The organism is Tritonibacter litoralis (assembly GCF_009496005.1).
Taxonomy (GTDB): domain Bacteria; phylum Pseudomonadota; class Alphaproteobacteria; order Rhodobacterales; family Rhodobacteraceae; genus Epibacterium; species Epibacterium litoralis.
In genome coordinates, this window is record NZ_WIBF01000023.1 from 1 (window position 1) to 23,037 (window position 23,037).

Here is a 23,037-nt window from a genome sequence, read left to right on the forward strand (position 1 = left end):
ATCGAGACCCTGCGGACCTATCGCGGCCACCTCGCTGTGGTCACCCAAACCATCCCTGCCCTCGATGAAATCTATGGTGAGAACACCCGCCGTGCCCTGCAAGGCAACGCTGGTGTAAAGCTCTACTTGACGCCCTCCGACGAAAAAACCGTCGAGGAGCTGAGCAAGGCTGTCGGCAAGACCACGAAAACCGTGGTCACCCGCTCGCAGTCTATCGGCAAGAACCCCTTCGAGGGCCGCAGCCAGTCGACCCGAACGGAAGAAAGCTCGCTGCTCCCCGAAGATGAGGCGCGCCGCCTGCCGCTCGACGAGATCGTCATGGTGATCGATGCGCAAATGCCGGTCCGCGCAAAACGGATCCAGTATTTTGATGATCGGCTGTTCAAGGCGATCCACGCGGCTCAGACGGGCGAGTTGCCGTTTCCGCAGCCTGGGGGAGGGGGGCCGCAGGGCAATCTGCCGCCGAGTATGCGCGCCATGCCGATGACACCGCCACCGAACGGGTCAAGCGGACCCGGGGCCGACGCGGAGGGTGTACGCCAGGCTGCTGATGGCAAACCGTCAGGGAAAACTGATGTCGCTCCAAAGAAGACCGCGCCTGTCGTTCAAGCTGTGATCGCCGAGGAACAGCGACAGATGGAGATGGATTTTGAGGGCCTGGTCGCGGATGCCGAGACAGTGGGGGTGGATGATGACGCGCAGATGCGCTCTGCCGTTGATGGCTTGGACGATATGGAAGCGATGCTGCAGGAGGAGGGTGGCAAAAAGCCAATTCACCGGTAGGGCGGTGGGCATGGTCTGACGGTCATAGAGGGCGGGAAGCGGTCATTCACTGCACTTGGCGCCAAGGTCTGCTACGCGGACAAAGTGCCCTTTCGCTGCAGCAGCAACAAGGTCTGCTTCCACGTCGTCCTAGGTGCCGCCCCAAAGATATCAATCATGCATATCACCTAAGCTATTCGATCTGGTGCTTGTCATGTCCAAACAGCGGCGCCTCGACGTCACAAGCTTCATTACGCTCAAATTCCAGCGTGGAATGATCAATCCCAAACTCAGCGCCAATTTGCGTCTTTAGCTCTGCCTTGATCTGCTCCAACTGGCCCCATGCAACATCTTCGACGACGACATGCGCATCGAGCGCTGGAGCATTCTCTTCCATCTGCCACAAGTGCACATGGTGGACGTCGCTAACGCCCTCTGTTTGGCGCAAAACGGCCACCACGTCACCTCCATCAATGTCCGGCGGGCTGCCAAGCATCAGCGTCCGGATCGGGTCACCAATCTCAGCGAAGGCCAGGTACAGAATATAGAGCGCGATACCAATCGTGATCGCAGGATCAACCCAACGCATGTCATAGAGGATGATCAGCGTGCCACCGACAATCACAGCGACTGAAGCCAAAGCGTCGGAGAGGTTGTGGAGGAACAAGGCGCGGATGTTCTGGCTGCCCTTCTGCATGGAATAGGTCAACCCCGCCGTCAGGGCATCAACCACCAGTGCCAGTCCCGCGATGATGACGACTGTCCACCCTTTCACCTCAGGCGGCTCGATAAGGCGCATGCCGCCTTCATAGATCAGATAGAGCCCGATCACGATCAGCGTCGTGTAGTTGATCAAGGCCGCCACGGTCTCGATCCGGCCATAGCCGAAGGTCATTCGCTCATCAGCGGGCCGCCGCGCGATCTTGCGGGCCGCAAAGGCAATGACAAGCGCGGCCATGTCCGAGAAGTTATGCAGCGCATCCGCGATCAGGGCGAGAGACCCTGCGAAGATGCCGCCGACGATCTGCGCAACCGTCAGAAGACCGTTCGCCCAAATCGCAATTGCTACCCGGCGATCCCCGCTGGACGGGTCCAGATGGGCATGGCTGTGACCATGGTGATCATGCGGCACGGGTCTCTCCCTCATGCTGGTGCGCAATTGAGGCGTCGGGTTTCAGACGGCCTGCGCGGAAGGCCCGCACACGCGCATTCATCCAGTGCCGGATGATGTTCCGATAGAGCCATCCGCGCAAACGCCCGAATTTCTGCTCATGCTCTGCATAGAAAGCGTCGGGCGTGTCGAACGTTCCGAAATCCTGCACGATCCCGGTATCCTGGATATATGTGTCCTGCCCTGTCCACTCGACAGGCGGCGCGTTGAGGCAATCCGTCCCAGCACCGTAACCGCACAGACTCTCGCGGTCGGTAAACGACGATTGCAGAACCTTCAGGAACGCGCTGTCGAGAATGAAGCCTTCGAGATTGATCCACTTGCCGTCCAGTGCGACCTCGATCCACGAATGCAGGATCTCTTCCGGCGCAATCGGGTAGACCAGCTCCGGCACAACACCGCGCTGAAGGCCCTTGTGGATCGTGAACCCGTGGATTCTGCACTTTATGCCCACACCCCGAAGGAGCGCCATAAGGAGCGTGCCCTTCGTATTGCACTGACCATAGCCATCAGACAGCACCTCGGACGCTGGAATGTCGTCGGCGCGGTTGTAGCCGAAGGCGATCTCGTTGCGGATATAGTCATAGATCGCGCCAATCTTGTCGGTGTCGGACAGATCACGCCAACCCCTTGCAGCGATGAGCTCCGCTATGGGCGCCGCCCCAAAATCCAGGATCGGGGTTGCGGTCAATAAAGGGTCATTATGTGCCACGATGGGGCTCCTCGAATCTTTCGAGTACAGAGATAATTGCTACAGTCGCTGTAGGTTCAAGCAAAAACTTCGAATAGTTTTCTGTGCTCACTCACACCCCAATTTGATCGTGCTCGGTCAGACACTCCGAATGGTCTCTTAGCACTTCAAGGACGCGGCATTGCGATGCGTTGCCGCCACTACATTCCTTGACCATGCGTTTCAATTCCGCGCGCAACGCTTTCAAGCGCTCCATTCTCTGCTCAACGAGCTTCAATTGTCGGCGTGCGATCTCATCGGCTTCGTGACAGGGCCGGTCCGGCGCGTCGGACAAATCAAGCAACTCCCGGATCGCGTCGAGCGGAAATCCCAACTGTCTGCTGTGCCGGATGAATGCGAGGCGATCAAGTTCAGCGTCACCATAGCGACGTTGCCCGCCTTCAGTCCGACCAGGTTCCGGCATCAATCCAATCTGCTCATAGTAGCGGATCGTCTGAACCTTGGTGCCGGTCCTCTTCGCAAGAGTCCCAATTGTGAGCATGTCGAAACCCCGTTAATCCTCTAGTGAATGTAGATTTATCTCACTCATGGCGCAACCGCGGAAATCACGTTTTGGCGATCTCTGGCGCGCTCTTTAGAAAACCACTTGAACCTACAGTAGCTAGAGGATGTAAACCGGCTCAAAACCGAGAATCAAACGGGCGAAATAACGTGCGTCTTTCAGTTATTCAGAGACTATTGTGGGGTCTGGCAGGCACAGCGCTTCTTGCCTTTGCGGCATTCCAGTATTTCGAACCTTCGACCGATACCGACGCTAATGCCTCTAACCCTGCGTTTTACGCCGATTTCGAACTGACCGATCATCGTGGATTGGTGCAGACGGATGAGTACTTTGCCGGGCGGTGGATGCTTGTCTTTTTTGGCTTTGCCAACTGCCCAGATGTATGCCCAACGACGCTCGCCGAAGTTGCCGCCGTCATGGAAGACCTAGGAACAGATGCAGAGAAAATACAGCCTATCTTCATCTCGATTGATCCTGAACGCGACACACCCGCTGCGCTGGCCGAGTATGTGCCCTTGTTCAATGCAGGCATCATTGGGCTGACCGGCACGCCGGAGCAGATTGCTGAGACGTCCGAGACCTTTCCGATCTTCTATGAGCGGATCGAGGAGGCCTCAGCACCAAATGGCTACACAATGGGCCACACATCGCATCTATTCCTCTTCGATCCAAAGGCGCGCTTCACCGACTCTTGGGCTTATGGCACCTCTGCCGAAGAGATACTTACCGATCTAAGAGAGAGGCTCTGACCCAAATGAACCGATTATACGGAGAAACTGCCCTCGGGCTGGCTTGGGTGATCGCCCTCATCGCCTCGCTTGCTGTTCTGTTCATTGGCGAAGTGCTGGGGCAGACACCTTGTGTTCTTTGCTGGTTCCAGCGCGCCTTCATGTTTCCACTGGCGATAATTCTTGGGCTGGGACTATGGTGGCAAGATCCGCGTGTTGGTCGGTACGGTGTCGTACTCGCACTTGGTGGCGCAGCAGTGGCTGCTTGGCATATGGGGTTATATGTCGGGATCATACCTGAACGCGTCCAACCTTGTACTGCGACGGGGCCCTCTTGCACTGACGACAACCAGTTGGTGTTAGGCATCCCCATTCCGCTGATGGCCGTTGTTACATTTGCGCTTATTGGTGCGCTTTCAGTCCTATCTCTCAAGGAGAAAAAATCATGAACCGACGCGGGTTGATTATTTCCGTTCTCGCAATGGGTGCTGCCGGTTTTGGTGGGGCCGCGTGGTATGTAAACCAACCAAAACCGTCATCTGAACGTGCGGTTGTCGCGCCAGAGTTGGCGGACGCTTTGATGCGACCATATTCGCCTGTTTTGGGGCCCGCTGAAGCCCCCGTGACCATCGTTGAGTTCCTCGATCCAGCCTGCGAGGCCTGTCGCGCATTTCACCCCGTCGTAAAAGATATTTTGGACAAAAATCCCGAAGCCGTGCGTGTTGTCATACGATACACCCCGTTTCACGGACCGATTTCGGATATAGCCGTCAAGTTGCTAGAAGCGGCCCGGATGCAGGGCAAGTTCGAACAGGTGCTAAATGCTCTAATGGCTTATCAAGACGCGTGGGCGGCGCATGGGGCGTTTGATCAACAAAAGCTGGGAAAGATCGCGGCCGGAGCCGGGCTCGATCTCGAACTTGCGATAGAGCAGATGAAATCACCCGATATCGTGGCAATCGTCAATCAGGACAAAGCGGACGTAGAAACAATGGGCGTTCGCCAGACCCCAACGTTCTACATCAATGGCAAGCCGCTAGATCCGTTTGGAATGGACGAATTGAGACAACAGGTTGACGCCGAAGTAGCTGCAGTTGGCAGCTAGTGGTCAAAAAGGGAACCGCAAAGTGAAGACAGTACTCTATGGCCTGATGGCCGCAAGCATGTTCGCATCAAGCACAGCGACCCCGGTAGAAGCTGGTTCGGAAGACGTTGTCGTCGAAGATGCCTGGGCGCGCGCGTCAATCGGCGTAAACCGTCCGGGTGTCGCGTATATGACAATCCGCAATACAGGCGACGAGGCTGTGATACTTACTGGCCTCCGCACGGATTTGGCGATGATGCCTGATATTCACCAGACATCCACAAATGCCGATGGTGTTAGCTCAATGGCACCTGCAGGCGAGATCGAGATTGCGCCGGGTGAATCTGTGTCTCTGGAACCGGGTGGCCTTCACGCCATGCTGATGCGCTTGCAGCGACCGATGGCCAAGGGCGAAAGCTTTTCCTTGACGCTCGACTTCTCGGACGGTGGTGAGATCGTGGTCGAGGTTCCAATTCTAGGTATTGCAGCGCGCGGTCCCGAGAGCTAATGACCCGACGGTCGATCCTCAAGTATGCCTTCGCTGGCATCGCGGCGATCATCCTGACACTTGTTGTTGGGTGGTGGCAGGTCGATGGCCCCGGCGCGCCCGAACAAGCGGGGTTGCGCCCGGTTGCCCTATCTGAAATGGAATTCCGCCTGACAGATCACGAAGGTAACGAGGTTGGACCCGAAAACCTTATCGGCAGCCCGTCAATGGTCTTCTTCGGCTTCACCTATTGCCCGGACGTTTGTCCGACGACTCTGTCGGATATTTCCGGCTGGCTTGATGACCTGGGCGAAGAGGCGGAGGGAATGAACGTGGTGTTCATCACCGTCGATCCAGAGCGGGATACTGTCGAGGCAATGGCCGAGTATGTCGGCTATTTCCATCCGTCGATCCGCGGGTGGACTGGCCCGGAAGAGGAAATTGCGCGCGCAGCACAGGGCTTCCGCGCACGCTATGGGCGGGTGCCGACCGAAGGTGGCGACTACACCATGAACCACACTGCCAGCGTTTTCCTTTTCGACGCGAAAGGCCGGTTCAGCACCATGATCGACTATCACGAGCCGAGGGAATTCGCAGTGCCGAAAATCCGGCGTGCGCTCAATAGAGAAACTGGGGGGCAACATGAGAATTAGAACAATCGCGGCAGGTTTCGCATTCGTATCGGTGCTGTCGGTGGGCGGGTTGGCAATATCGGGCATCTGGTCGAAGGATCCGATCCCTCCCGGTCTGGCAGCTGCAACCACTTGGTCGCCACCTCAACTCCCGCTTCCCACTTCTATTGAAACGGAAACACCGCAGGTCGCACAAACACGTGTGGAGCCCGCAATACCACTCCAGTCCATGCCACGTCTGGAGGTTGCGAGCGCCGATACTCTCTTACCGACGATAGAACCTCCGCTCTCCAACTGGTCACGCGATATCGCAACCGGCGAGACGCTCGACACCGTTCTTGAAGAAGCAGGTCTCTCAGCGACTGACCGTGCCGAGGTCGCTCTGGCCCTCGGCGCGGAATATGATCTGAGGCGACTTAGGCCTGGGCATTCGGTCACCGTTGTCTCGACGATGGACGGCAGCCCGCGCAGCGTCGCGCTCTCCGTCGAGGACGGTGTGCGGATCGAGGCGATCTTTGGCGAAGAGTTGGCCACGCAGGTCGTGACCCCGGCTCCCGACTTCATAACATCGGCGGGCGAAGCGGTGATCGACAGCTCGCTTTTTGCCGCGCTGGAAGAAGCCGAGATGCCTGCCCGCTTCGCTGTCGATTTGGCACAGATGCTGGGTGGAATCGTCGACTTCCGTCGTGAGGTGACCGGCGGAGAAACGCTTCGGCTACTGTGGCGCGAGGCCCGTGTTGGCGAAGACAGAATTGGTCAGCCGGAACTTACCTTTGCATCGCTGGAGATCGGCGGCGCACTTTATGAAGTTGTCTGGCCGGTAAGCGGTAGCGATCGGGCAACGATTTACGTCAATGGCACGGTTCTCCGCGTTTTTGCACAGCCTGTCGAAGGGGCGCGATTAAGCTCGGTATTTGGCCGCCGTACGCACCCGGTCTACGGCAATGTCCGGATGCACACAGGTGTCGATTTCGCGACGGCAAGCGGAACGCCGGTTCAAGCGACAGCACCGGGACGGATCAGCTTCATCGGCTGGCGGGGCGGCTATGGTCGCGTGGTCGAAATCGCCCACGGCTCAGACACAATGACACGCTATGCGCATCTCAGCGCTGTGCCCGAGGGCCTGGCACAAGGCCAACGCGTTGCGGCGGGAGATGTGATCGGTCGCGTCGGCGCGACTGGCACGGCGACGGGCCCGAACCTGCACTACGAAGTCCTCGTGGATGGACGCCCTACTGACCCCCTCTCTGACGACAGACTTGCCGAAGCGGCTGAGAGCGAAGCGGATGATACAGCCGCGCTTTTGCGTCTGGTCGAGGCGCGGGCGCTTCTGAATGAAAACCTCGGCAGCGACATTGCCGAAACGACAACCGAAAGGCTCTGACCCATGAGACGCATGATCCAAGCTCTTGCCATCACACTCGCCCTGTTACCGGCGGCGCAGGCCCTCGCGGAGGCAACCCCAATAGACGTCCGCAAGACCAATGGATGCGGTTGCTGTCTGTCCTGGATGAATCATCTTGAGGAGAACGGCTTCGCACCAATAGGCCAGGACATGTTCGGCGGCCTTCTCGTGCGCTTCAAACTCGACAACGGAGTGCCGCAGCGCATGGTCTCCTGTCACACTGGGCTCGTGGACGGTTACGTGATCGAGGGACATGTGCCTGCAGCCGACATCCGCCGCCTTCTGAACGAACGCCCCGATGCGGTCGGTCTCGCAGTCCCCGGAATGCCCTATGGTTCGCCAGGGATGGGGCCGGAAGACGAACGCGATGCCTACGACGTCTTCTTGATCCAGAAAGACGGCTCGACCGAAATATTTTCGAGCTACCCAGCAGGGTAACCGAGCCGAATTATGGAAGTCCTTTCCCCAATCTAGCTAACCTATTCAGCCGCTTCAGCGCAGACCGGCCAATGGTATCCAAAGTAGTTACGTTGCAACATGTTGACAGTCAACAAAACACAAGTACTCGGCATACTAGCTGTCGTCGGCGCCGTCGCCACTGATCAGGTAACAAAAGCCTGGGTTGTCGCGAGCGCCGATACCCTAAAAGACGGGATCGCTGTCTTTCCCGGGCTTAATCTCACGTTCCATCGCAATGATGGCGTAACCTTCGGGCTTTTGGGTGGCGCCCCCTGGTGGGGCCTCTTGCTTCTTGCGCTTATCATTTGTGCCTGGCTCCTGATCATGATGCTTCGCACAGAGAGCAGTATAGAAGCGATTGCGTATGGGGCGATCATAGGTGGCGCGCTCGGCAATGTCGTTGATCGCATCCATTATGGAGCCGTAACAGACTTCCTTGATTTTTTCATTGGATCTGCACACTGGCCGACTTTCAACATGGCAGACGTATTCATTGTCGGAGGTGCCGGATTACTGCTGGTGGTACCAGTGATCCAGAGGCACTTCGAGGGCGATCATTGAAGACATTGCCCCAAGTTTCATTCGGCGGATTTTTTGCCTGAGCAACTGTTTCCTCGATTTGCCGGACAAGAAAAATTTCTCGTGCCACAAGTCTGAATAATCTATGTTGGCATTGTAGGTGCCTACTCCGGCGAGCTTGCCGATCGCTCAAGTATTGACTTTTCTAAAGGCACCGCGACAAAACCAAGTTTCGAAATCGAACCAGTAACCACCCGCAGATATTGAATCATAAAGAAGGTTGCTCAAAAAAGGACTTGCTCGGCGCATGCACCTACCAACGCTTACTTTATGCCGAACCTGCCGTGACGCGGATCCAACCCTGTATGATCAAGTGGTATCAACGCTAAAGGCAGCGAATGTGAAGGCAAAATTGCAGCACGTCGATTGCATGTCCGGCTGCATGCGACCACAAACGCTTGCAGTCCGACAGAACGACAAGACTGCTTATCTTTTCGGTGAGATAACTGCTCAAGACCTGCCGGACATCCTGACATTCATCCGGATGTATCAGGAAAGCCCAGACGGTAACTTCGCGGATGCAAGGCCACTTGGAAAGCTGCGTTTCAAGGCTATTGCTCGCATTCCCGCAGATGTGCAGTAAACCACCCGCACCACGATATTAGTAGCTCCTGCGGTGAATTATTGCATTCAGTACAGTGTTGACAGCAGCAGATTTCAAATCAATTTGGCGCTGCGGAACTTAGGCATGCCGGTTTCGTACTTGACCTGCTACCGCCTAATCGGACAGAAACAGTCATTACGGTGCTCAAAGGTGCAAATGCATTAGAGCTGAAACGGGAATGAGGACGGTGGACCAAATCGCGGCACCGAAACCTCAACCGCCCCCGCGACTGTGAGCGGCGAGCTACCTTCCATTTCCACTGGTGCGAGAGTGCTGGGAAGGGGGAAGACGGCATCGACCCGCGAGTCAGGAGACCGGCCGTATATTGAACGTAACTTGCGCCGTCGGGTGTGACGGCAAGGAGGACTAAAATGACGACAAACGCTATCAAAGCATCCGCTGTAGGATCAACCATTCTGCCCGCAGTGTTCGCCCTTATTCTGGGTTTGGGTGTTGTTACTGTGACCGGCCATGCTCAAGCTTCTGGCCTGCATGACGCTGCTCACGATGTGCGCCACGCAACTGGCTTTCCCTGCCACTAAGACCATGTTCAGTCGTATTCTGACCAGCGCGTTGTTCGCTGGTGCTGCAGCGGGGCTGATTGCCGCCTTGCTGCAGCTTTATTTCGTGCAGCCTGTACTTCTCCACGCCGAACTTTATGAGGGTGGCGATTTGGTGCATTTTGGCGCTGATCCTGTGACTGCGCATCCCGAGTTGCCCGGCATGTTCGCCGAGCCGGTGCGCGACGGCCTAAGCATCATCTTCACGATGCTGACGTATACTGGCTATGCATTGGCCCTTGTGGCGCTTATGTCGATTGCCGAACAACAGGGTCGTGAGATTAACGGTCGCACCGGTTTGCTTTGGGGCTTGGCTGGCTTTGTTGCCTTCCACTTTGCGCCTGGCTTGTCGCTGGCGCCTGAAGTGCCAGGCGTAGCCGCAGCAGATGTCGGTGTGCGCCAAGTATGGTGGACTGCTACTGTTGCCACAGCTGGCGTCGCCATGTGGTTGATCGCCTTTGGAGGCAACTTGGTGAGCTATCTGATCGCCGCTGGACTGCTGATAGCGCCTCACGTCGTCGGTGCGCCTGAACCCGACACCTTCGCTGGCCCGGTTCCGACCGAGATCGGCGCGCTATTTGCCGCCCGAGCCTTTGGCATCGGCATGGCCGCTTGGGTGTTGCTGGGAAGCTTTGCCGGATACTTCTGGCAGGCTGAAGGCAAACGCGCGAACGCCGCCGCCTGATTCCTTTCCTCTATTGCTTTCCCGCCGGTCACCGCCGGCGGGAGCTTTCATTTATTGAGGAGGACAAAATGTCCCGTTCACTCGCTCTCTTCGCCATCGGGCTGATTTTTGGCGGCGGCGTCGGCTTTGTGATCGCGGCCGGCAGCGGCAGCACCTTTGACAGCCACGACCATGCTGACCCGTCTCAACATGGTAGCAATGCGGAGATGGCAGCCCATGACCACTCTGCTGTCACTAACTTACCGGCCGACAGCAATGCCCCCAGCGTGGCGATCAAGATGATTAAAGATCCGATGGCAGGTTGGAACTTGCACGTGACACCGCAAAACTTCCGATTTTCTCCTGAGAATGCCTCTACTGAGGAAATACTTGGTGAAGGTCACGCGCATGTCTATATCAACGGCGAAAAGCTGGGGCGCCTTTATGCCAACTGGATACACCTCCCATCACTGCCGGATGGCGACGTTGAGATAAAAGTTTCCCTCAATGGCAACAGCCACAGCCCGCTAATGGTTGGGGGCTTGCCCGTCGAGGCCAAACTAATCGTTCAAGCAGACGATGACGGCTCCTGAGCAAAACTCAGATCTTGACTGAACTTCGGTCGCAGGGGCCTTGCGCCCCTGCATTGCCATGGTTTGCATGTCAGGATCGAATGCAATCCTCCCCTGAGCGCATCATTATGGCAAATGGCAATAGCATGAACCAACTCGCTATCGGCTCATTTTACTCTGTGAAAAATCCTTGAATACGCGAAGCGTCTCTTCGCTTACATGATGCTCGATACCTTCAGCATCGTGCTCGGCCACGTCTTTGGAAATACCCAGGGCGATAAGGAACTCCACAACAATTCGGTGCCGCTTTCGACAAGCCTCGGCCAATCGCCGCCCAGCATCCGTTAGGCGTATTGATCGGTAAGGTTCCTGCACAATGAAGCCCTCGCGTTTAAGCCGGGTCAGGTTCTTGGACACAGTGGGCTGGGTCACGCCGAGCCGCTCGGCAATCTCCACGGGCCTCGCTGAACCGTTCTGGTGAATCAGCTCCGCGATCAGCTCGACATAATCCTCCACAACTTCGCTTTGTCGGGCGGCGCGGGCTGCCTCGAAACCGCTCACCTGGTCGTCAGGTTTACGTCCGAATAGTTGTGGTTTCTGATCGGTCATTCTGCTCTCGGTGTCTATTGCTGGTGCGGAACCCTGCTTGCCGCGCCTTATTGTGTATGCACCAGCGACGCGGGCCTTGACAATGACATAGACTTTTCTACAAAACTTAGCCAAGGCTAATAATTATAGACTGAACCATGAAACACCTGATTGCATCTGCCTTGATTGGCCTGCTTCCGCTTAGTGTGGGGGCCACTGCCATTGAAGAAGCCCCTTGGGCACCTCGGGCCGCAGCCTACCGGCTGAGCCTATTCATGGCGAACTTGACACCCGTTCCCTGGGAGAAGATTGAAAACAATTGGACTGCTCCGGCACCCGGCAGCGCAGTTGCGGTGGAGGCACTGTCACGGGTATCGGATAGCGACGCCCAGAACATTCGTGCAGCGCTGGCTGCGGAAGACCGACAGGCCCTGTTTGCTGCCATTACAACGGCATTGGCCAAAGGTATTCTGCAGCACCTAGAGGCAGCCGAGGCGACACTTGGCCAGCCTGAAGCCGCATTTGAGGTTGCGCAGTCTGCGGCCTTGTACCGCGCGTTCGAGGACGGCATCCTGGCGGCGGACAAGCAGGCCGCACACGACCTAGGTCGCGCCTGGCTGGTTCTGAATTCTTCTCTGGGTAGCACCGGTATTTTGAACAATGGCGCTCAAGACCCGAATGTGGCGCGATTTGCTGAGGCGCAAAAAGTTATCGTGGAGTACATTGAGACAAACTATCTGCCCTCCGTTTTTGTCGAACGTGGCAAGCTGACCCCGGCACCGGAGAGCGCAGTGCGCTCCGGTACGCCGGTAGTGTTGCCCGCCACACTCCCACCGGGCTCCAATATTGCTGATCAGCGCGAGCTACCCCGGCTGGTGCTCCAGTTTGAAGAGGCTGGCGAGGATGAGGCCAACCTGCCGCTTGTGGCCTATGGCGACATGCTGTTCGACAGCCCTGAAATCTTTGGTTCCCCAGCACGTGACCTGGGCATTGCCTGTTCAACTTGCCACAACCGGTCCGATGTGAACCGGGATTTCTTTATCCCCGGCCTCTCTAGCCATGCTGGCGGGATGGATGTGGACAGCTCCTTCTTCAATCCGATGTTCAATGACCGGGAAGACGATCACCTGGATACGCCGTCAATGCGAGGCATCCGCTTTACAGCGCCTTACGGGCGTGATGGGCGCGAGCCGAGCCTGCGCAGTTTTGTACGCAATGTGATCGTGACCGAGTTTGCCGGAGCGGAGCCAACGCCGTTCCAACTCGATGCGATGGTCGCCTACTTGCGCGCCTTTGACTTTCTGCCCAACCCACAGATAGACGAGGCCGGGCGGCTGACTGACAAGGCCTCTGAGGCTGCGAAACGCGGTGAGGTACTGTTCAATACCGAATTTGCCGGGCTTGGCGACAGGTCCTGCGCCTCCTGCCACACCCCGGACCGGTTTTTCCGAGATGGGCAGACCTATGACATTGGCTCGGCCGAGCCGCCGTTCCCGGGCGGCACCGCAACCCCATTCGAAACGCCCACATTGCGCAATGTCAACTTCACCGCGCCCTACATGCATGACGGATCGCTGGCGACCCTAGCGGGGGTTGTAGACTGGTTCAACGATACCAAGGATCTGGGCTTGGATGCGGAACAGCGCGCCGATTTAACTGCCTATCTGCGCGCGGTAGGAGATGGTGAGGAGCCCTACCAGCGCTTTGAAGGCCGAGACAGCGTGTTCCGCCTGTCGTGGGAAGAGCTTACCACTTTTGCTTCGACGCTGGACACACTGATCCCGATGCGGGATGCGGAGAACATCGCCGTATTGATTGATACTGTTGCACCGGATCTGGCGGCAGATGCGAGCGTTATGATCAATCAAAACGCTAAGCCAGAAATCTACCGATTTGCCGCAATTCTTCAGGCAGTTGGCGATGCCAGCGCCGCTGGCGACTGGGCTGAGGCGAGCCTCCAGTGGGACGCTTTCAAAACCATGCAAGCCGAGATTGATGAGAGGATGTTCTGATGCTGTCGCGCCGTACCTTTTTGACCACTGTCGCTGCCGCCCTAACAGTGCCAGCAACTGCCTCTGCGGAAGAGGCACTGAAACTCGCCTTCATTCCGCAAGAAAACCCAGAGAAGCTGTTGGGGGATATCGAGGCGATCACTGCCTGGCTGTCCCAGCAGTTGGAGGTTCCAGTCACCGGCTTTGTTACCTTTGATCATGCTGCGGCAGTTGAGGCATTGCGCAATGGTGATGCCGATATCTCCTTCATGGGTGCCTTGCCCTTTGTGCTGGCAGAAGACCAGATCGGGGCGGTGCCACTTCTGTCCGAGGTTTACCGCGGCCAGCCGAGCTATTCGGGCCGGGTGTTTGTGCGCAAGGACAGCGGCATCGAGACGCTGGCCGACCTGCAGGGCCGTGACATTGCCTTTGCCGATCCGGTGTCGGAGTCCGGCTATCTCTATCCGCTCGACCTGTTTGTGCGCGAAGGACTCGTTGCGGATGCAGGCGATGCGGACCGGTTCTTTGGCCAGAAGTTCTTTGCCGGTGGTTATCAGCAGGCAATGCAGGCTATGGCCAACGGGTTAGTGGATGCTGCGGGTGCCAGCCAGTATGCCGATCTTTATCTGACGCCTGAGCAGCAGGCCGAGGTCAGGGTGCTGGGCGAAAGCGCGCAGATCCCCAGCCATGCCATCATTGCCCGGCCTGGTCTAGATGCGGCCTTGCAGGCCCGCTTCGTGGATGCCATGCTGCGCCTGAACCAGGCTGAGAACCAGTATTTGCTGGCCTATCTCTACGGCCCAGACGGCTATGTGGCAGCAGATCCCAAGGTCTATGACGGGGTCAGGCAGATGGCACGCCGTTACGGCTATCTAAAATGACCCAAGCGCTTGCCCTCCATGCTGTGTCGCATTGCTTTGACGACGCTGAGGCCCTGCAGGATGTGTCGCTGCAGGTGGCACCGGGGGAATGTGTGGCCTTGCTGGGGCCTTCGGGCGCCGGCAAGTCGACCCTGCTGGCCTTGCTGGATGGGCGGGTCCGGGGATGGCGCGGTCGGGCTGAGGTACTGGGCAACCGGCTTCCAAATGATCGGGCACCAGAACGAAAAACCCGGCTAGAGACTGGCTTCATCTTTCAGGAGTTCGCCCTGGTTGACCGGCAGAGCGTTTACCAGAATGCGATGAACGGGCGGCTGGGGCGAATGCGCCTCTGGCCGTCGCTTTGGGGGCGATACGGTGCGCAGGATCACCTCAAGACGACCATCGCGCTGGAGGACACCGGCCTAACGGAGTTGGCACAGCGCCGTGCAGATCAGCTTTCAGGTGGTCAGCGCCAGCGAGTGGCCATCGCCCGCTGCCTGGCGCAGGAGCCTGAGTTGATACTGGCGGATGAACCGGTCAGCAACCTCGATCCAGCCCACGCCGAACGCATTCTGGAACTGATCACCAACACAGCGCGAAATCGCGGCATCGCTGTAGTCTTCAGTTCGCATCAGCCAGAGCTTTCGCGGCGCTTTGCCGACCGTATCGTTGGATTGCGCGCGGGCGCGGTGCTGTTTGACAAGCCCTCCGCGATGGTCGGCAACGATGACATCAGCGATTTGTACCATGGAACAGTACCTGGTGACGGATTGCGGGTGGTGAGCTGATGAGCCGGATCTTGGTTTGGATGGTACTCGGGCTTGCTGTGCTGTGGGCTGCAGGAAACGCTGACATCGGCTTGGAAAAACTGCCCGGAGCGGGTCCGAGGCTAGCAGAATTTCTAGGCCGGATGATACCACCGGACCTTTCTGTCTGGCCGGAAGTCCTTACAGGCCTAACCGAGACACTGAGAATCGCCATTCTTGGGACGCTGTTTGCGGTCGTCCTGTCGGCGGGGCTGGCTGTACTTGCGTCTGAGACCCTTGTACCCGCAGCCATCTGGCGCCCGGTACGTGCGCTGCTGGCAGTGATCCGGTCGATTCCGCTGATCTTGGTGGCGATGCTGATGGTGGGGGCAGTCGGGCTGGGCCCACTGCCCGGTATTCTTGCAATCACTTTTCATGCCACCGGCATGCTGGCCAAATTCTATGCTGAAGCAATCGACAATGTCGGTGCCGCACCACTTGCTGCATTGGAAAGCGCAGGTGCCAGCCGAGCGCAATTATTGCGGTGGGCGATCTGGCCACAGATGGCACCAGTTGTGCTCCGCGACACTGTCTTCCGCTTTGAACTGAACCTCCGCGAAAGCTTGATCTTAGGTATCGTTGGCGCCGGGGGCATCGGTCTGTACGTTCAGACTTACGTGCGTTCGTTCCAATACGACAAAGCTGCAACTGTCACGCTTGCCATCATCGCTCTTGTGCTGCTGTTCGAAGGTCTAAATTCGGTTTTACAAAAGCGGTTTTCGTGACGATTTTGATCAAGGAAGGTCGGAAAATTCAGATTTCGCAGCGTTTTCAGTTTCGTAGTGCCATTCGAAGAGCTTTCCCTACCATTCATCGTTCGCCAGACCCACTGAACTGGGGTTCGCCTATCTTGCTCATTACCTGTGTTCTTCGGTTTGATCAGTCTACCTTGAAACTGTCAGTCTGCCGCACCGACAACAGTTTTTTTGAGAAGCACAGCCGCCACCGTTTCCAGACAAATTCGGTTATGAGTAGATATCAATAGGTGTCCCGTTCTTCACCATTGCATAGATATCTTCTATCTCCCGATCCGAAACGGCAATGCATCCGGCCGTCCAGTCGCGCTTGTTTGTCGGGTCAATGCCAGGGCGCGGCCCCCCATGGATGAAAATATCTCCACCAGGGGAACGGCCCTGAGCCTTTGCGTATGCGATATCCGCCTCGTTCGGGTACGAGATCCCGATGGAAAGATGAAACAGGCTTTCGGGATTTCGCCTGTCAATCACGTATGATCCTTCTGGCGTGCGCCCGTCCCCTTCGAATTGCTTGTGACCCTCAGGCGCAAAGCCAAGGCCCATTGGGATAGTGCGCAAAACACCCTCTGGTCCATCAAGGACAATCATGCGCTGCCCCTTGTAGACCCGCACCCGGGTCACCTCCGGCCCCCTGTAAGTGCGGAATTTGTTTGCACATCCAGAAAGAATTGTCGCCAGAGCTCCCAGGAGGATTGTGCGACGTGTAACTCGAAAATTCACTGCTCAATGCCTCTTTCATGAGGTTTTTCAAACTTGACACTAGCGTGCTGTGCCAGCCCGTTCAATGGCCGTGCGCCAAAGCACCTTCGGCCAGTCTGTCGCCGACGCGGTCACCGCCTTTGGGCGGAGTCTCCGCGTGGTGTCCGTTTAACAGCCTGAGCGCATTTGCGACAACCAGCAGTGACACGCCAACATCTGCGGCAATGGCCCCCCACATCGATGCCATCCCAAACGCTGTCGCCACCACGAAAACGGCCTTGGTTGCCAGCGAGGTTGCGATGTTTTGACGGATGATCGACATCGCACGGCGGGAATGGCCTATGAGCCAGGGCACCCTGCCAATGTCATCAGTCATCAAGGCAATGTCCGCCGTCTCGATGGCCGCGTCGGAACCAACCGCGCCCATGGCGATAGCATAGTGGGCCCGCGCCATGGCGGGGGCATCGTTTACGCCATCGCCAATCATGGCCACCATATCGTGCGCTTCGACCAGGTCTTCGATGGCCGTCACCTTGTCCTCGGGCAGAAGCTCCGCGCGCACCTCGTCGATGCCGACCTCTGTCGCGACCGCGCGCGCGGTGCGTTCATTGTCGCCCGTCAGCATGACGATGGTTTTCACGCCCTGCGCATGCAGACGAGCCACGATTCCCTTGGCGTCGGGGCGGATGCGGTCGCGCAGTTCCAGAATACCCATCACCCCATTTGCATCACCAACAGCCACCAACGTACTACCGGCAACTTCGATACGGTGCCGAAGGTCTGTCGGAATGGCACTTCCAAGCCCTTTTTCCTCGGCGAACCGGTCAGAGCCGAGCCAGACCGCCCGATCCTGTACCCTGCCTTCAAGCCCACGCCCCGGTACGGTCCGCGTATCGTCCGCCGCGGATACATCAAGGCCGTCGACTTCTGCACGTACAAGGATAGCGCGCGCTAACGGGTGGGAGGATCGCGCTTCAAGCGCCGCCGCTACGCCCATCAGATCCTGCGTCGACGCATTCCCTAGCGGATACATTGCAGCAACTTCAGGCTCGCCGATGGTGATCGTACCGGTCTTGTCCATGGCCAAGGCTGAAGTGCGTCCCGGAGCTTCGACATAAGCACCGCCCTTGATCAGCACCCCGGCGCGGGCCGAGGCTGTGAGCGCGGCGACGATGGACACGGGCGTCGAAATGACCAGCGCACAAGGGCAGGCGATCACCAGAAGGACGAGGGCGTTGTAGAACCAGTCATCCCAGGCTCCACCAAATACGAGCGGTGGCAGCATCGCGACGGCAATGGCGAGCGCCATCACGATGGGCGTATAGACGCGCGCAAATTTCGCCACCCATTGCTCCACGGGCGCGCGGCGGGTGTGGGCGTCGCCTACCATGCGGATGATCTTGGCGAGCACCGTGTCGGAGGCCGCCCTGGTCGCGCGTACCGTCAGCGTGCCCTCGCCATTGATCGTGCCCGCATAGACCTCGTCACCCGGCTCCTTCGGCACCAATGCGCTTTCGCCAGTGATCGGGGCTTGATCAACGGCCCCGGCGCCTTCGATCACTTGCCCGTCCAATGGAATGCGGTCCCCGCCACGCACCACGAAATGTGCATCGATGGCGACGGCTGACGCCGGAACATCTGCTTCAGAACCATCTTCGTAGACAACCCTTGCAGTAGGTGGCGCTAGGTCGAGCAAAGCCGAGACAGCGTTCCGCGCCCGCCCGACACTCCAGCTTTCAAGGTACAGCGAGAGAGAGAAGAAGAACGCGACCGTTGCCGCCTCGAAAAACTCGCCAAGGCCGATAGCCCCGGCCACAGCGACCACCATCAAGAGGTTCATGTCGGGCGATACGCGCCGCGCGGATGACCACGCCTTCGGGGCGACAAGCCAAACGCCAGCCAGGATCGCGATAGCAAAAAGCCCCGCTTCGACCAAAGGCATCACTGCTTCTCCATGGCCGGAAAAGAGACCGATCGCACCGCCCATCCCGGTTTCTGCGATGTGATACAGAAATCCTGCCGCCCAAAAGCCTCCGCTCAGCATTGTGAACAGGCGCTGACGGGCAAGATGCGCAGCTTGATCCTCCGAAGCGTTCTCGGCATCCCAGGGTTTTGCGCTCATACCCGTGGTCGCAACCAGTTGAGTGATCTCTCCATCCGACACTGCGGCAGCGCTGTGGAGTATGATCATGCGTCCGTTGATGACATCGAATGCCAGGTGCTCCGCCCCGCCGACTTTCGGTCCAACGACCTTGTTGAGGATCGCCACTTCTTCTGCGCAATCAAGACCGCTGACCTGAAAACTCCGGCCCGCTCCATCTTGTGGCACGGGACCAAACTCTTCGTGTGAATGGCTTCCTCCACAGCAGGCATGTTCACTTGCACATGTTTCTGACTTGGCTCTATCAGTTGGGTGTACTTCAGATACCACAGTTTCAGTTTTGGCGGCCATTCGGCATCTCCAGAATCATTGCTTGGCTGGACCATAACTCCTACAGTCGCTAGAGGTTCAAGAGGTATTTTGTTTCGTATATAGTTTTCGGCTGCCAAGGGGCGCGCGAGTATAAAACCAATCGGCGGACACGCAATCAACGAAGAAAGGCGACAAGGAATTTATGAAGACTCAGCAATTTGCCGGACCGATCGGACTACCGCTACTTGGGGTACTGCTGCTTGGCGCATGCGCGACGACAGATCAGAACGGATCCCAAAAAATCGGAAACGTGCCAGAGGCTATCGTGGAACTGGCTGATCCAAGTCAAAACCTTGCAACAGCCCGGCTCCGCGAAGAAGACGGATGCTACTGGTATGAACACAACGGACCCGTAGAAAAGACCTTGCTTCCCCTCAGAACCGCTGGTGGCAACCCGATTTGTGTTGCTCGGTAAACGTAACGATCTTCCTGACATCTCCGGCCCACGTTGAGGGCCGGAGCGAAGATCAACGCGTCACAATCCTGCACTAGCTGTCCGAAACAACACTCTGTTCGGCAGAATACAGGTATACGGTCGACCCTATGGCGACGTTTGAATAGAGATCATTGATATGTGCCATGACCATCCGGACGCAGCCAGAACTCGCTCGACCGCCAATCGACCAAGGTTTAGGTGTCCCGTGGATGCGAAGGTAAGTGTCTCGGTTGCCAACGTAGAGATAAAGAGCACGTGACCCGAGTGCATTCTTCGGCCCCGGCTCCATCCCATCCGCAAATTCTGCGTTTTCCGGATTTCGTTCGATCATTGACGCTGTTGGGGTCCAGTGTGGCCATTCGACCTTTCGCCGAATGGTGTAGGTTCCTGGTTCGTAGAGATTTCCACGCGCGATCGCCACTCCATACCGCATCGCTGTACCACCTTCTTCAATGTGATAGAGATAGCGGGCGACTGCATCGACATGGATGTCACCTGGCACAAGGCCATCTTTCGCAGCAACACGTTGCGGCAAGAAACGGGGATGCAGCCCCCACGGATTGGATGTCGCCGGGTCATAGTTGCTGGGCGTTACCTGAGAATCCCACGACGCTTTTTGGCCGGTCGTTGGCCAGCTACTGGCCAAAGCCGGTCCCGCGATCGGTAACGAAAACATCGCAGTGGACGTGGAAATGAAATGGCGCCGGGTCAGCATAGGTCCTACTCCAAAGAAATTGTTTGTGCACCTCCAGCCGCGGCTTGGATGCCTCGAGTGCCTTGTAGAACCTCAAGCCACTATAGGTTCAAGGCCTCATTTATGAGCGATGATCAAGTCCTCGTGAAGGGATGGCTCTCCTTCTGCCGCTGGCATCTGACAGATCACAGGCCAATTTTACAAGCATTTTGGATCTTACCGGTGTCGATACTCTGCCACAAACCCTTGGCGAAACTCGGTTTGATTTTGTCACTTTTTCATCCTCGGCTATGAGAGCCTACATTGGAACGCGATGCAGCATTGTTCACTTTGGGCTGATTCTGTGGAAAAACAACGTGTTGCTGACGCAGAAAGCGCGGTGCTGAACATAGCGCGAGCGCCTTTTCTATCAGGCTTTGCGCGTTTGCTGCGGTGCGGGAAAGATCTTTGCCAGTTTGCGGAGGTTTTGGGCGGTTGCGGCGAGGAGGAATTCGTCATTTGCACCGCATGGTCCGCGTAATCGGAGCCGCCCGAGGCCGAGAATGCGTTTGAGGTGAGCGAAGAGCATCTCGACCTTCTTTCGGAGCTTCATTGAGATCTCGTATTGGCGGGTCTTGGCGATGTCGCGAGCGACTTGACGTGCGTCTTCGTGTTCTTCACGTGTGATCTTGCGAGCGTCGGCATTCGGGCAGCATTTGGCCTTTGATGGGCAGGCCTGGCAGGTCAGTTTCAATGCGCGATAGCGGGCTGTGCCTTTGCCGGTGGGTCCTCGGTTCGGGTCGGAATAGTTGCGACGGAACTGCTTCAGCGCGTGCCCCTCCGGACAGATGTATTGATCGTTCTCTGCATCCCATTCGAAGTCAGCACGCGTCCATGTGCCATCGCTGCGGCTGGACTTGTCAAAGACAGGAATGTGTGGGGCGATCTTGCGTTCGACAAGCCAGCCCAACATCGGCCCGGTGCCATAGGCGGTATCTGCGATCAGGCGCTCCGGGTGCAGATCAAACCTGTCTTTCACGCGCCTGAGCATTGTTTTGGTGGACCCAACCTCGGCCTGCCGAATGGATCGTGTGGCCTCGACGTCGACGATGACCCCATAATCCGTATCGATCAGATAATTGTCGGAATAGCTGAAGAATGCAGGACCTTTGCGGGCTGCCGTCCATTGACTGGCGGGGTCGGAATGTGATGTGAACTTCGGCTGCACATTGCTGGCAGCGCCAAAGGCCGCCTCATCCAATGTGTCGAGATACTCTCGAACGGCGCGTGGTGCATCCATGGGATCAATGGTTGTCGCGTCCCATTCTTCCTTCGGTGTCGAGTTCTGCTTGTTGGCGTCAGCCTCGATCAGACTGGCGTCGATGGCCATACGTTGGCCGCTCACGAGACCCTCTGCGATGCAACGGGTAACAGTCGTCTCAAACAAATGGCGCAGCAGTTCGCTCTCCCGAAACCGCCCATGTCGGTTTTTCGAGAAGGTCGAATGGTCGGGCACGCGGTCATTGAGGTCGAGCCGACAGAACCATCGATAGGCCAGGTTCAGATGCACTTCCTCGCACAGGCGGCGTTCGGAGCGGATGCCAAAGCAATACCCCACCAGAAGCATGCGGATCAGGAGTTCAGGGTCGACAGAAGGGCGGCCCGTGTGGCTGTAGAACTCCGCAAGATGGGTGCGAATGCCACTCAGATCGACAAACCGATCAATCGAGCGCAACAGGTGGGCTTGAGGCACATGATCTTCCAGCGAAAACTCGTAAAACAAAGCCGCCTGCGCTTCTTGTCTCGGTCCCATCATCACTCAATCCCCCGTTCAATATGGAAATTGAATCAGTGACTTCGGCCTCGATCAAGGGTGAGTTTTTCAACAGAATAGGCTCCCACCCGACGTTCGCTACGGGATGCCTGAAGGTCGGCTAAGGGCCGTCACCGTCGGCCAAGTCGACCCAGTCTCGCCAGCTGCGCCAGCATTTTTGACCCCGAGTCTGCGGATCCTGTGCCTCCTGCGGAACCCGTCTGCCCCATGCCTTGCCTCACGGGCATCTGCTGCACGCCGAAGAACTGCCGCGCCCTGAGGGCTGCGTATTCTGCGCCACTTGCCCCACCGATCAGGTAGCGATTGTAGGCCTGCTTGCTGCCCATTGCGGCGCGGGCAAAGCTGTAGCCGCCGCCGAGACCACCGGAGAGGGCGGGCATCATGATGTTGCCGGAGATCGCGCGAACGATGAAGGGCGTTGCGATGATGAAGCCCTTGGCCATGAGCACCATCATGAAGAAGGGAATGAGCGCGCCGATGTTTGAGGCTCCCTCCGGGTCGCCAAGCTCGCCGATGAGTGCGGAGGAGACGCCTGTGATCGTCGCGAACACGCCGGCGACGACGATGGGGTAGAGCGCAAAGGAAACCAGCGCCGACAGCCAGCGCGCGAAGTAGTCTTTGGTCACCTCGAAGAGTGTCAGGAATATCATGACCGGCGCGATCCCGATCAGAAGCGCGATCATCAGTCGGGAGGCCACGAGGATGAAGGCGGCGAGCCCGCCGAGGATGGAAAGCAGCAGGACACCGACGATGTCGAGCATGGCGCCGGCCATCCAGTTCAGCTCGGACCCGGCAGCGTTCAGATAGTCCCCCAACTCGGCGATCAACCGGTCGAATTCTTCGGCGAAAGTTCCAGAAGGACCGGGAGTTCCACCACCGACCGAAGCCACGAGCGCCCCCGCAATGCTGTCGATCCCTGCAAGGATAGCGGCGGAAAGCGCGTTGAACTGCACCCAATTGGT

Annotated in this window: 27 protein-coding genes and 1 riboswitch; of the genes, 18 read left to right on the plus strand and 9 right to left on the minus strand. The window is 57.6% G+C overall.

Going from position 1 to position 23,037, the window contains the following annotated elements; genetic code table 11:
* The coding region (locus GFB49_RS20080) for a type IV secretory system conjugative DNA transfer family protein (protein ID WP_153217983.1) at positions 1-783 on the plus strand (783 nt) is incomplete at its 5' end.
* A gap of 172 nt (positions 784-955) precedes the next feature.
* Here the strand turns inward: GFB49_RS20080 and GFB49_RS20085 are convergent.
* The 3 genes from GFB49_RS20085 to GFB49_RS20095 all read right to left on the minus strand — a co-directional run bounded on the left by GFB49_RS20085 (position 956) and on the right by GFB49_RS20095 (position 3,165).
* On the minus strand, positions 956-1,894 hold the full coding sequence (locus GFB49_RS20085) for a cation diffusion facilitator family transporter (protein ID WP_343032653.1): 939 nt from the start codon (positions 1,892-1,894) through the stop codon (positions 956-958).
* On the minus strand, positions 1,884-2,645 hold the full coding sequence (locus GFB49_RS20090) for a transglutaminase-like domain-containing protein (protein ID WP_035253419.1): 762 nt from the start codon (positions 2,643-2,645) through the stop codon (positions 1,884-1,886). Before GFB49_RS20090 ends, GFB49_RS20085 begins: the two co-directional genes overlap by 11 nt.
* Positions 2,646-2,736: 91 nt before the next feature.
* Positions 2,737-3,165, minus strand: coding sequence for a MerR family transcriptional regulator (locus GFB49_RS20095; RefSeq protein WP_035253418.1), 429 nt, complete (start codon positions 3,163-3,165; stop codon positions 2,737-2,739).
* A gap of 206 nt (positions 3,166-3,371) precedes the next feature.
* On the opposite strand from GFB49_RS20095, the gene GFB49_RS20100 reads away from it, so the two are divergent.
* From GFB49_RS20100 to GFB49_RS20155, 12 genes are all read left to right on the plus strand, one after another.
* Positions 3,372-3,935 carry an SCO family protein gene (locus GFB49_RS20100; RefSeq protein WP_046212147.1) on the plus strand — a complete coding sequence of 188 codons (564 nt, stop codon included), beginning with the start codon at positions 3,372-3,374 and terminating at the stop codon, positions 3,933-3,935.
* Positions 3,936-3,940: 5 nt separating this feature from the next.
* Positions 3,941-4,363: a disulfide bond formation protein B gene (locus GFB49_RS20105; protein WP_035253416.1), complete on the plus strand. Its 423-nt coding sequence runs from the start codon at positions 3,941-3,943 to the stop codon at positions 4,361-4,363.
* Complete coding sequence (locus GFB49_RS20110; RefSeq protein WP_035253415.1) at positions 4,360-5,019, plus strand: DsbA family protein; 660 nt, start codon at positions 4,360-4,362, stop codon at positions 5,017-5,019. The genes GFB49_RS20105 and GFB49_RS20110 overlap by 4 nt, the downstream gene beginning before the upstream one ends.
* 46 nt (positions 5,020-5,065) lie before the next feature.
* Positions 5,066-5,506, plus strand: coding sequence for a copper chaperone PCu(A)C (locus GFB49_RS20115; RefSeq protein ID WP_035253414.1), 441 nt, complete (start codon positions 5,066-5,068; stop codon positions 5,504-5,506).
* The gene (locus GFB49_RS20120) at positions 5,506-6,138 is read left to right on the plus strand and encodes an SCO family protein (protein ID WP_035253406.1); all 633 of its coding nucleotides are present in this window, start codon (positions 5,506-5,508) and stop codon (positions 6,136-6,138) included. The genes GFB49_RS20115 and GFB49_RS20120 overlap by 1 nt, the downstream gene beginning before the upstream one ends.
* Positions 6,139-6,346: 208 nt before the next feature.
* The gene (locus tag GFB49_RS20125) at positions 6,347-7,501 is read left to right on the plus strand and encodes a M23 family metallopeptidase (protein ID WP_370001670.1); all 1,155 of its coding nucleotides are present in this window, start codon (positions 6,347-6,349) and stop codon (positions 7,499-7,501) included.
* Positions 7,502-7,504: 3 nt separating this feature from the next.
* Positions 7,505-7,960: a DUF411 domain-containing protein gene (locus tag GFB49_RS20130; protein ID WP_035253402.1), complete on the plus strand. Its 456-nt coding sequence runs from the start codon at positions 7,505-7,507 to the stop codon at positions 7,958-7,960.
* Between the two features lie 99 nt (positions 7,961-8,059).
* A complete protein-coding gene (gene lspA, locus GFB49_RS20135; RefSeq protein ID WP_035253400.1) occupies positions 8,060-8,542 on the plus strand; it encodes a signal peptidase II in 483 nt (160 codons plus the stop codon).
* Positions 8,543-8,807: 265 nt separating this feature from the next.
* A complete protein-coding gene (locus GFB49_RS20140) occupies positions 8,808-9,143 on the plus strand; it encodes a DUF1636 family protein (RefSeq protein WP_035253399.1) in 336 nt (111 codons plus the stop codon).
* 144 nt (positions 9,144-9,287) lie between these two features.
* A riboswitch (cobalamin riboswitch) is annotated at positions 9,288-9,501 on the plus strand.
* A 34-nt stretch (positions 9,502-9,535) separates the two neighbouring features.
* Positions 9,536-9,706 carry a CbtB domain-containing protein gene (locus tag GFB49_RS20145; RefSeq protein ID WP_074964317.1) on the plus strand — a complete coding sequence of 57 codons (171 nt, stop codon included), beginning with the start codon at positions 9,536-9,538 and terminating at the stop codon, positions 9,704-9,706.
* A 4-nt stretch (positions 9,707-9,710) separates the two neighbouring features.
* The gene (locus GFB49_RS20150; RefSeq protein ID WP_035253423.1) at positions 9,711-10,409 is read left to right on the plus strand and encodes a CbtA family protein; all 699 of its coding nucleotides are present in this window, start codon (positions 9,711-9,713) and stop codon (positions 10,407-10,409) included.
* A 68-nt stretch (positions 10,410-10,477) separates the two neighbouring features.
* The gene (locus tag GFB49_RS20155) at positions 10,478-10,981 is read left to right on the plus strand and encodes a hypothetical protein (RefSeq protein WP_035253397.1); all 504 of its coding nucleotides are present in this window, start codon (positions 10,478-10,480) and stop codon (positions 10,979-10,981) included.
* Between the two features lie 138 nt (positions 10,982-11,119).
* Here GFB49_RS20155 and mntR read toward each other — a convergent pair whose 3' ends face one another.
* Entirely contained in the window at positions 11,120-11,569 is a 450-nt protein-coding gene (gene mntR, locus GFB49_RS20160; RefSeq protein WP_035253395.1) for a manganese-binding transcriptional regulator MntR, read from the minus strand.
* Positions 11,570-11,706: 137 nt separating this feature from the next.
* On the opposite strand from mntR, the gene GFB49_RS20165 reads away from it, so the two are divergent.
* From GFB49_RS20165 to phnE, 4 genes are read left to right on the plus strand one after another with little or no spacing between them, the layout of a single operon-like run.
* Positions 11,707-13,560 carry a cytochrome c peroxidase gene (locus GFB49_RS20165; protein ID WP_035253393.1) on the plus strand — a complete coding sequence of 618 codons (1,854 nt, stop codon included), beginning with the start codon at positions 11,707-11,709 and terminating at the stop codon, positions 13,558-13,560.
* The gene (locus GFB49_RS20170; RefSeq protein WP_035253390.1) at positions 13,560-14,420 is read left to right on the plus strand and encodes a phosphate/phosphite/phosphonate ABC transporter substrate-binding protein; all 861 of its coding nucleotides are present in this window, start codon (positions 13,560-13,562) and stop codon (positions 14,418-14,420) included. Before GFB49_RS20165 ends, GFB49_RS20170 begins: the two co-directional genes overlap by 1 nt.
* Positions 14,417-15,187 carry a phosphonate ABC transporter ATP-binding protein gene (locus GFB49_RS20175; protein ID WP_035253388.1) on the plus strand — a complete coding sequence of 257 codons (771 nt, stop codon included), beginning with the start codon at positions 14,417-14,419 and terminating at the stop codon, positions 15,185-15,187. The genes GFB49_RS20170 and GFB49_RS20175 overlap by 4 nt, the downstream gene beginning before the upstream one ends.
* A complete protein-coding gene (gene phnE, locus GFB49_RS20180; RefSeq protein ID WP_046212119.1) occupies positions 15,187-15,930 on the plus strand; it encodes a phosphonate ABC transporter, permease protein PhnE in 744 nt (247 codons plus the stop codon). Before GFB49_RS20175 ends, phnE begins: the two co-directional genes overlap by 1 nt.
* Before the next feature lie 240 nt (positions 15,931-16,170).
* Here phnE and GFB49_RS20185 read toward each other — a convergent pair whose 3' ends face one another.
* Positions 16,171-16,647 (minus strand): L,D-transpeptidase family protein, encoded by a 477-nt coding sequence (locus GFB49_RS20185; RefSeq protein ID WP_046212149.1) that lies wholly within the window; start codon positions 16,645-16,647, stop codon positions 16,171-16,173.
* Positions 16,648-16,741: 94 nt separating this feature from the next.
* Positions 16,742-19,090 (minus strand): heavy metal translocating P-type ATPase, encoded by a 2,349-nt coding sequence (locus GFB49_RS20190; protein WP_081806556.1) that lies wholly within the window; start codon positions 19,088-19,090, stop codon positions 16,742-16,744.
* A gap of 184 nt (positions 19,091-19,274) precedes the next feature.
* Between GFB49_RS20190 and GFB49_RS21330 the strand changes: the two genes are divergently transcribed.
* Positions 19,275-19,547 carry a hypothetical protein gene (locus GFB49_RS21330; RefSeq protein WP_081806555.1) on the plus strand — a complete coding sequence of 91 codons (273 nt, stop codon included), beginning with the start codon at positions 19,275-19,277 and terminating at the stop codon, positions 19,545-19,547.
* Positions 19,548-19,620: 73 nt separating this feature from the next.
* Here the strand turns inward: GFB49_RS21330 and GFB49_RS20200 are convergent, their stop codons facing one another.
* The 3 genes from GFB49_RS20200 to GFB49_RS20210 form a co-directional block, all read right to left on the minus strand.
* Positions 19,621-20,283, minus strand: a complete 663-nt coding sequence (locus tag GFB49_RS20200; protein WP_046212120.1) for a L,D-transpeptidase — start codon at positions 20,281-20,283, stop codon at positions 19,621-19,623.
* Between the two features lie 388 nt (positions 20,284-20,671).
* Positions 20,672-22,057 carry an IS1182 family transposase gene (locus tag GFB49_RS20205; RefSeq protein ID WP_035253452.1) on the minus strand — a complete coding sequence of 462 codons (1,386 nt, stop codon included), beginning with the start codon at positions 22,055-22,057 and terminating at the stop codon, positions 20,672-20,674.
* Positions 22,058-22,185: 128 nt separating this feature from the next.
* A partial coding sequence (locus tag GFB49_RS20210) for a TrbL/VirB6 family protein (RefSeq protein WP_153217989.1) occupies positions 22,186-23,037 on the minus strand: 852 nt, incomplete at its 5' end.

Excerpts from the sequence above, each read along its gene's own strand:
- GFB49_RS20095 (WP_035253418.1), bottom strand. The coding sequence starts at position 3,165 with ATGCTCACAATTGGGACTCTTGCGAAGAGGACCGGCACCAAGGTTCAG.
- GFB49_RS21330 (WP_081806555.1), top strand. The coding sequence starts at position 19,275 with ATGAAGACTCAGCAATTTGCCGGACCGATCGGACTACCGCTACTTGGG.
- phnE (WP_046212119.1), top strand. The coding sequence starts at position 15,187 with ATGAGCCGGATCTTGGTTTGGATGGTACTCGGGCTTGCTGTGCTGTGG.
- GFB49_RS20120 (WP_035253406.1), top strand. The coding sequence starts at position 5,506 with ATGACCCGACGGTCGATCCTCAAGTATGCCTTCGCTGGCATCGCGGCG.
- GFB49_RS20110 (WP_035253415.1), top strand. The coding sequence starts at position 4,360 with ATGAACCGACGCGGGTTGATTATTTCCGTTCTCGCAATGGGTGCTGCC.
- GFB49_RS20205 (WP_035253452.1), bottom strand. The coding sequence starts at position 22,057 with ATGATGGGACCGAGACAAGAAGCGCAGGCGGCTTTGTTTTACGAGTTT.
- GFB49_RS20130 (WP_035253402.1), top strand. The coding sequence starts at position 7,505 with ATGAGACGCATGATCCAAGCTCTTGCCATCACACTCGCCCTGTTACCG.
- lspA (WP_035253400.1), top strand. The coding sequence starts at position 8,060 with ATGTTGACAGTCAACAAAACACAAGTACTCGGCATACTAGCTGTCGTC.
- GFB49_RS20175 (WP_035253388.1), top strand. The coding sequence starts at position 14,417 with ATGACCCAAGCGCTTGCCCTCCATGCTGTGTCGCATTGCTTTGACGAC.
- GFB49_RS20155 (WP_035253397.1), top strand. The coding sequence starts at position 10,478 with ATGTCCCGTTCACTCGCTCTCTTCGCCATCGGGCTGATTTTTGGCGGC.
- mntR (WP_035253395.1), bottom strand. The coding sequence starts at position 11,569 with ATGACCGATCAGAAACCACAACTATTCGGACGTAAACCTGACGACCAG.
- GFB49_RS20165 (WP_035253393.1), top strand. The coding sequence starts at position 11,707 with ATGAAACACCTGATTGCATCTGCCTTGATTGGCCTGCTTCCGCTTAGT.
- GFB49_RS20150 (WP_035253423.1), top strand. The coding sequence starts at position 9,711 with ATGTTCAGTCGTATTCTGACCAGCGCGTTGTTCGCTGGTGCTGCAGCG.
- GFB49_RS20115 (WP_035253414.1), top strand. The coding sequence starts at position 5,066 with ATGGCCGCAAGCATGTTCGCATCAAGCACAGCGACCCCGGTAGAAGCT.
- GFB49_RS20140 (WP_035253399.1), top strand. The coding sequence starts at position 8,808 with ATGCACCTACCAACGCTTACTTTATGCCGAACCTGCCGTGACGCGGAT.
- GFB49_RS20105 (WP_035253416.1), top strand. The coding sequence starts at position 3,941 with ATGAACCGATTATACGGAGAAACTGCCCTCGGGCTGGCTTGGGTGATC.
- GFB49_RS20125 (WP_370001670.1), top strand. The coding sequence starts at position 6,347 with ATGCCACGTCTGGAGGTTGCGAGCGCCGATACTCTCTTACCGACGATA.
- GFB49_RS20170 (WP_035253390.1), top strand. The coding sequence starts at position 13,560 with ATGCTGTCGCGCCGTACCTTTTTGACCACTGTCGCTGCCGCCCTAACA.
- GFB49_RS20145 (WP_074964317.1), top strand. The coding sequence starts at position 9,536 with ATGACGACAAACGCTATCAAAGCATCCGCTGTAGGATCAACCATTCTG.
- GFB49_RS20200 (WP_046212120.1), bottom strand. The coding sequence starts at position 20,283 with ATGCTGACCCGGCGCCATTTCATTTCCACGTCCACTGCGATGTTTTCG.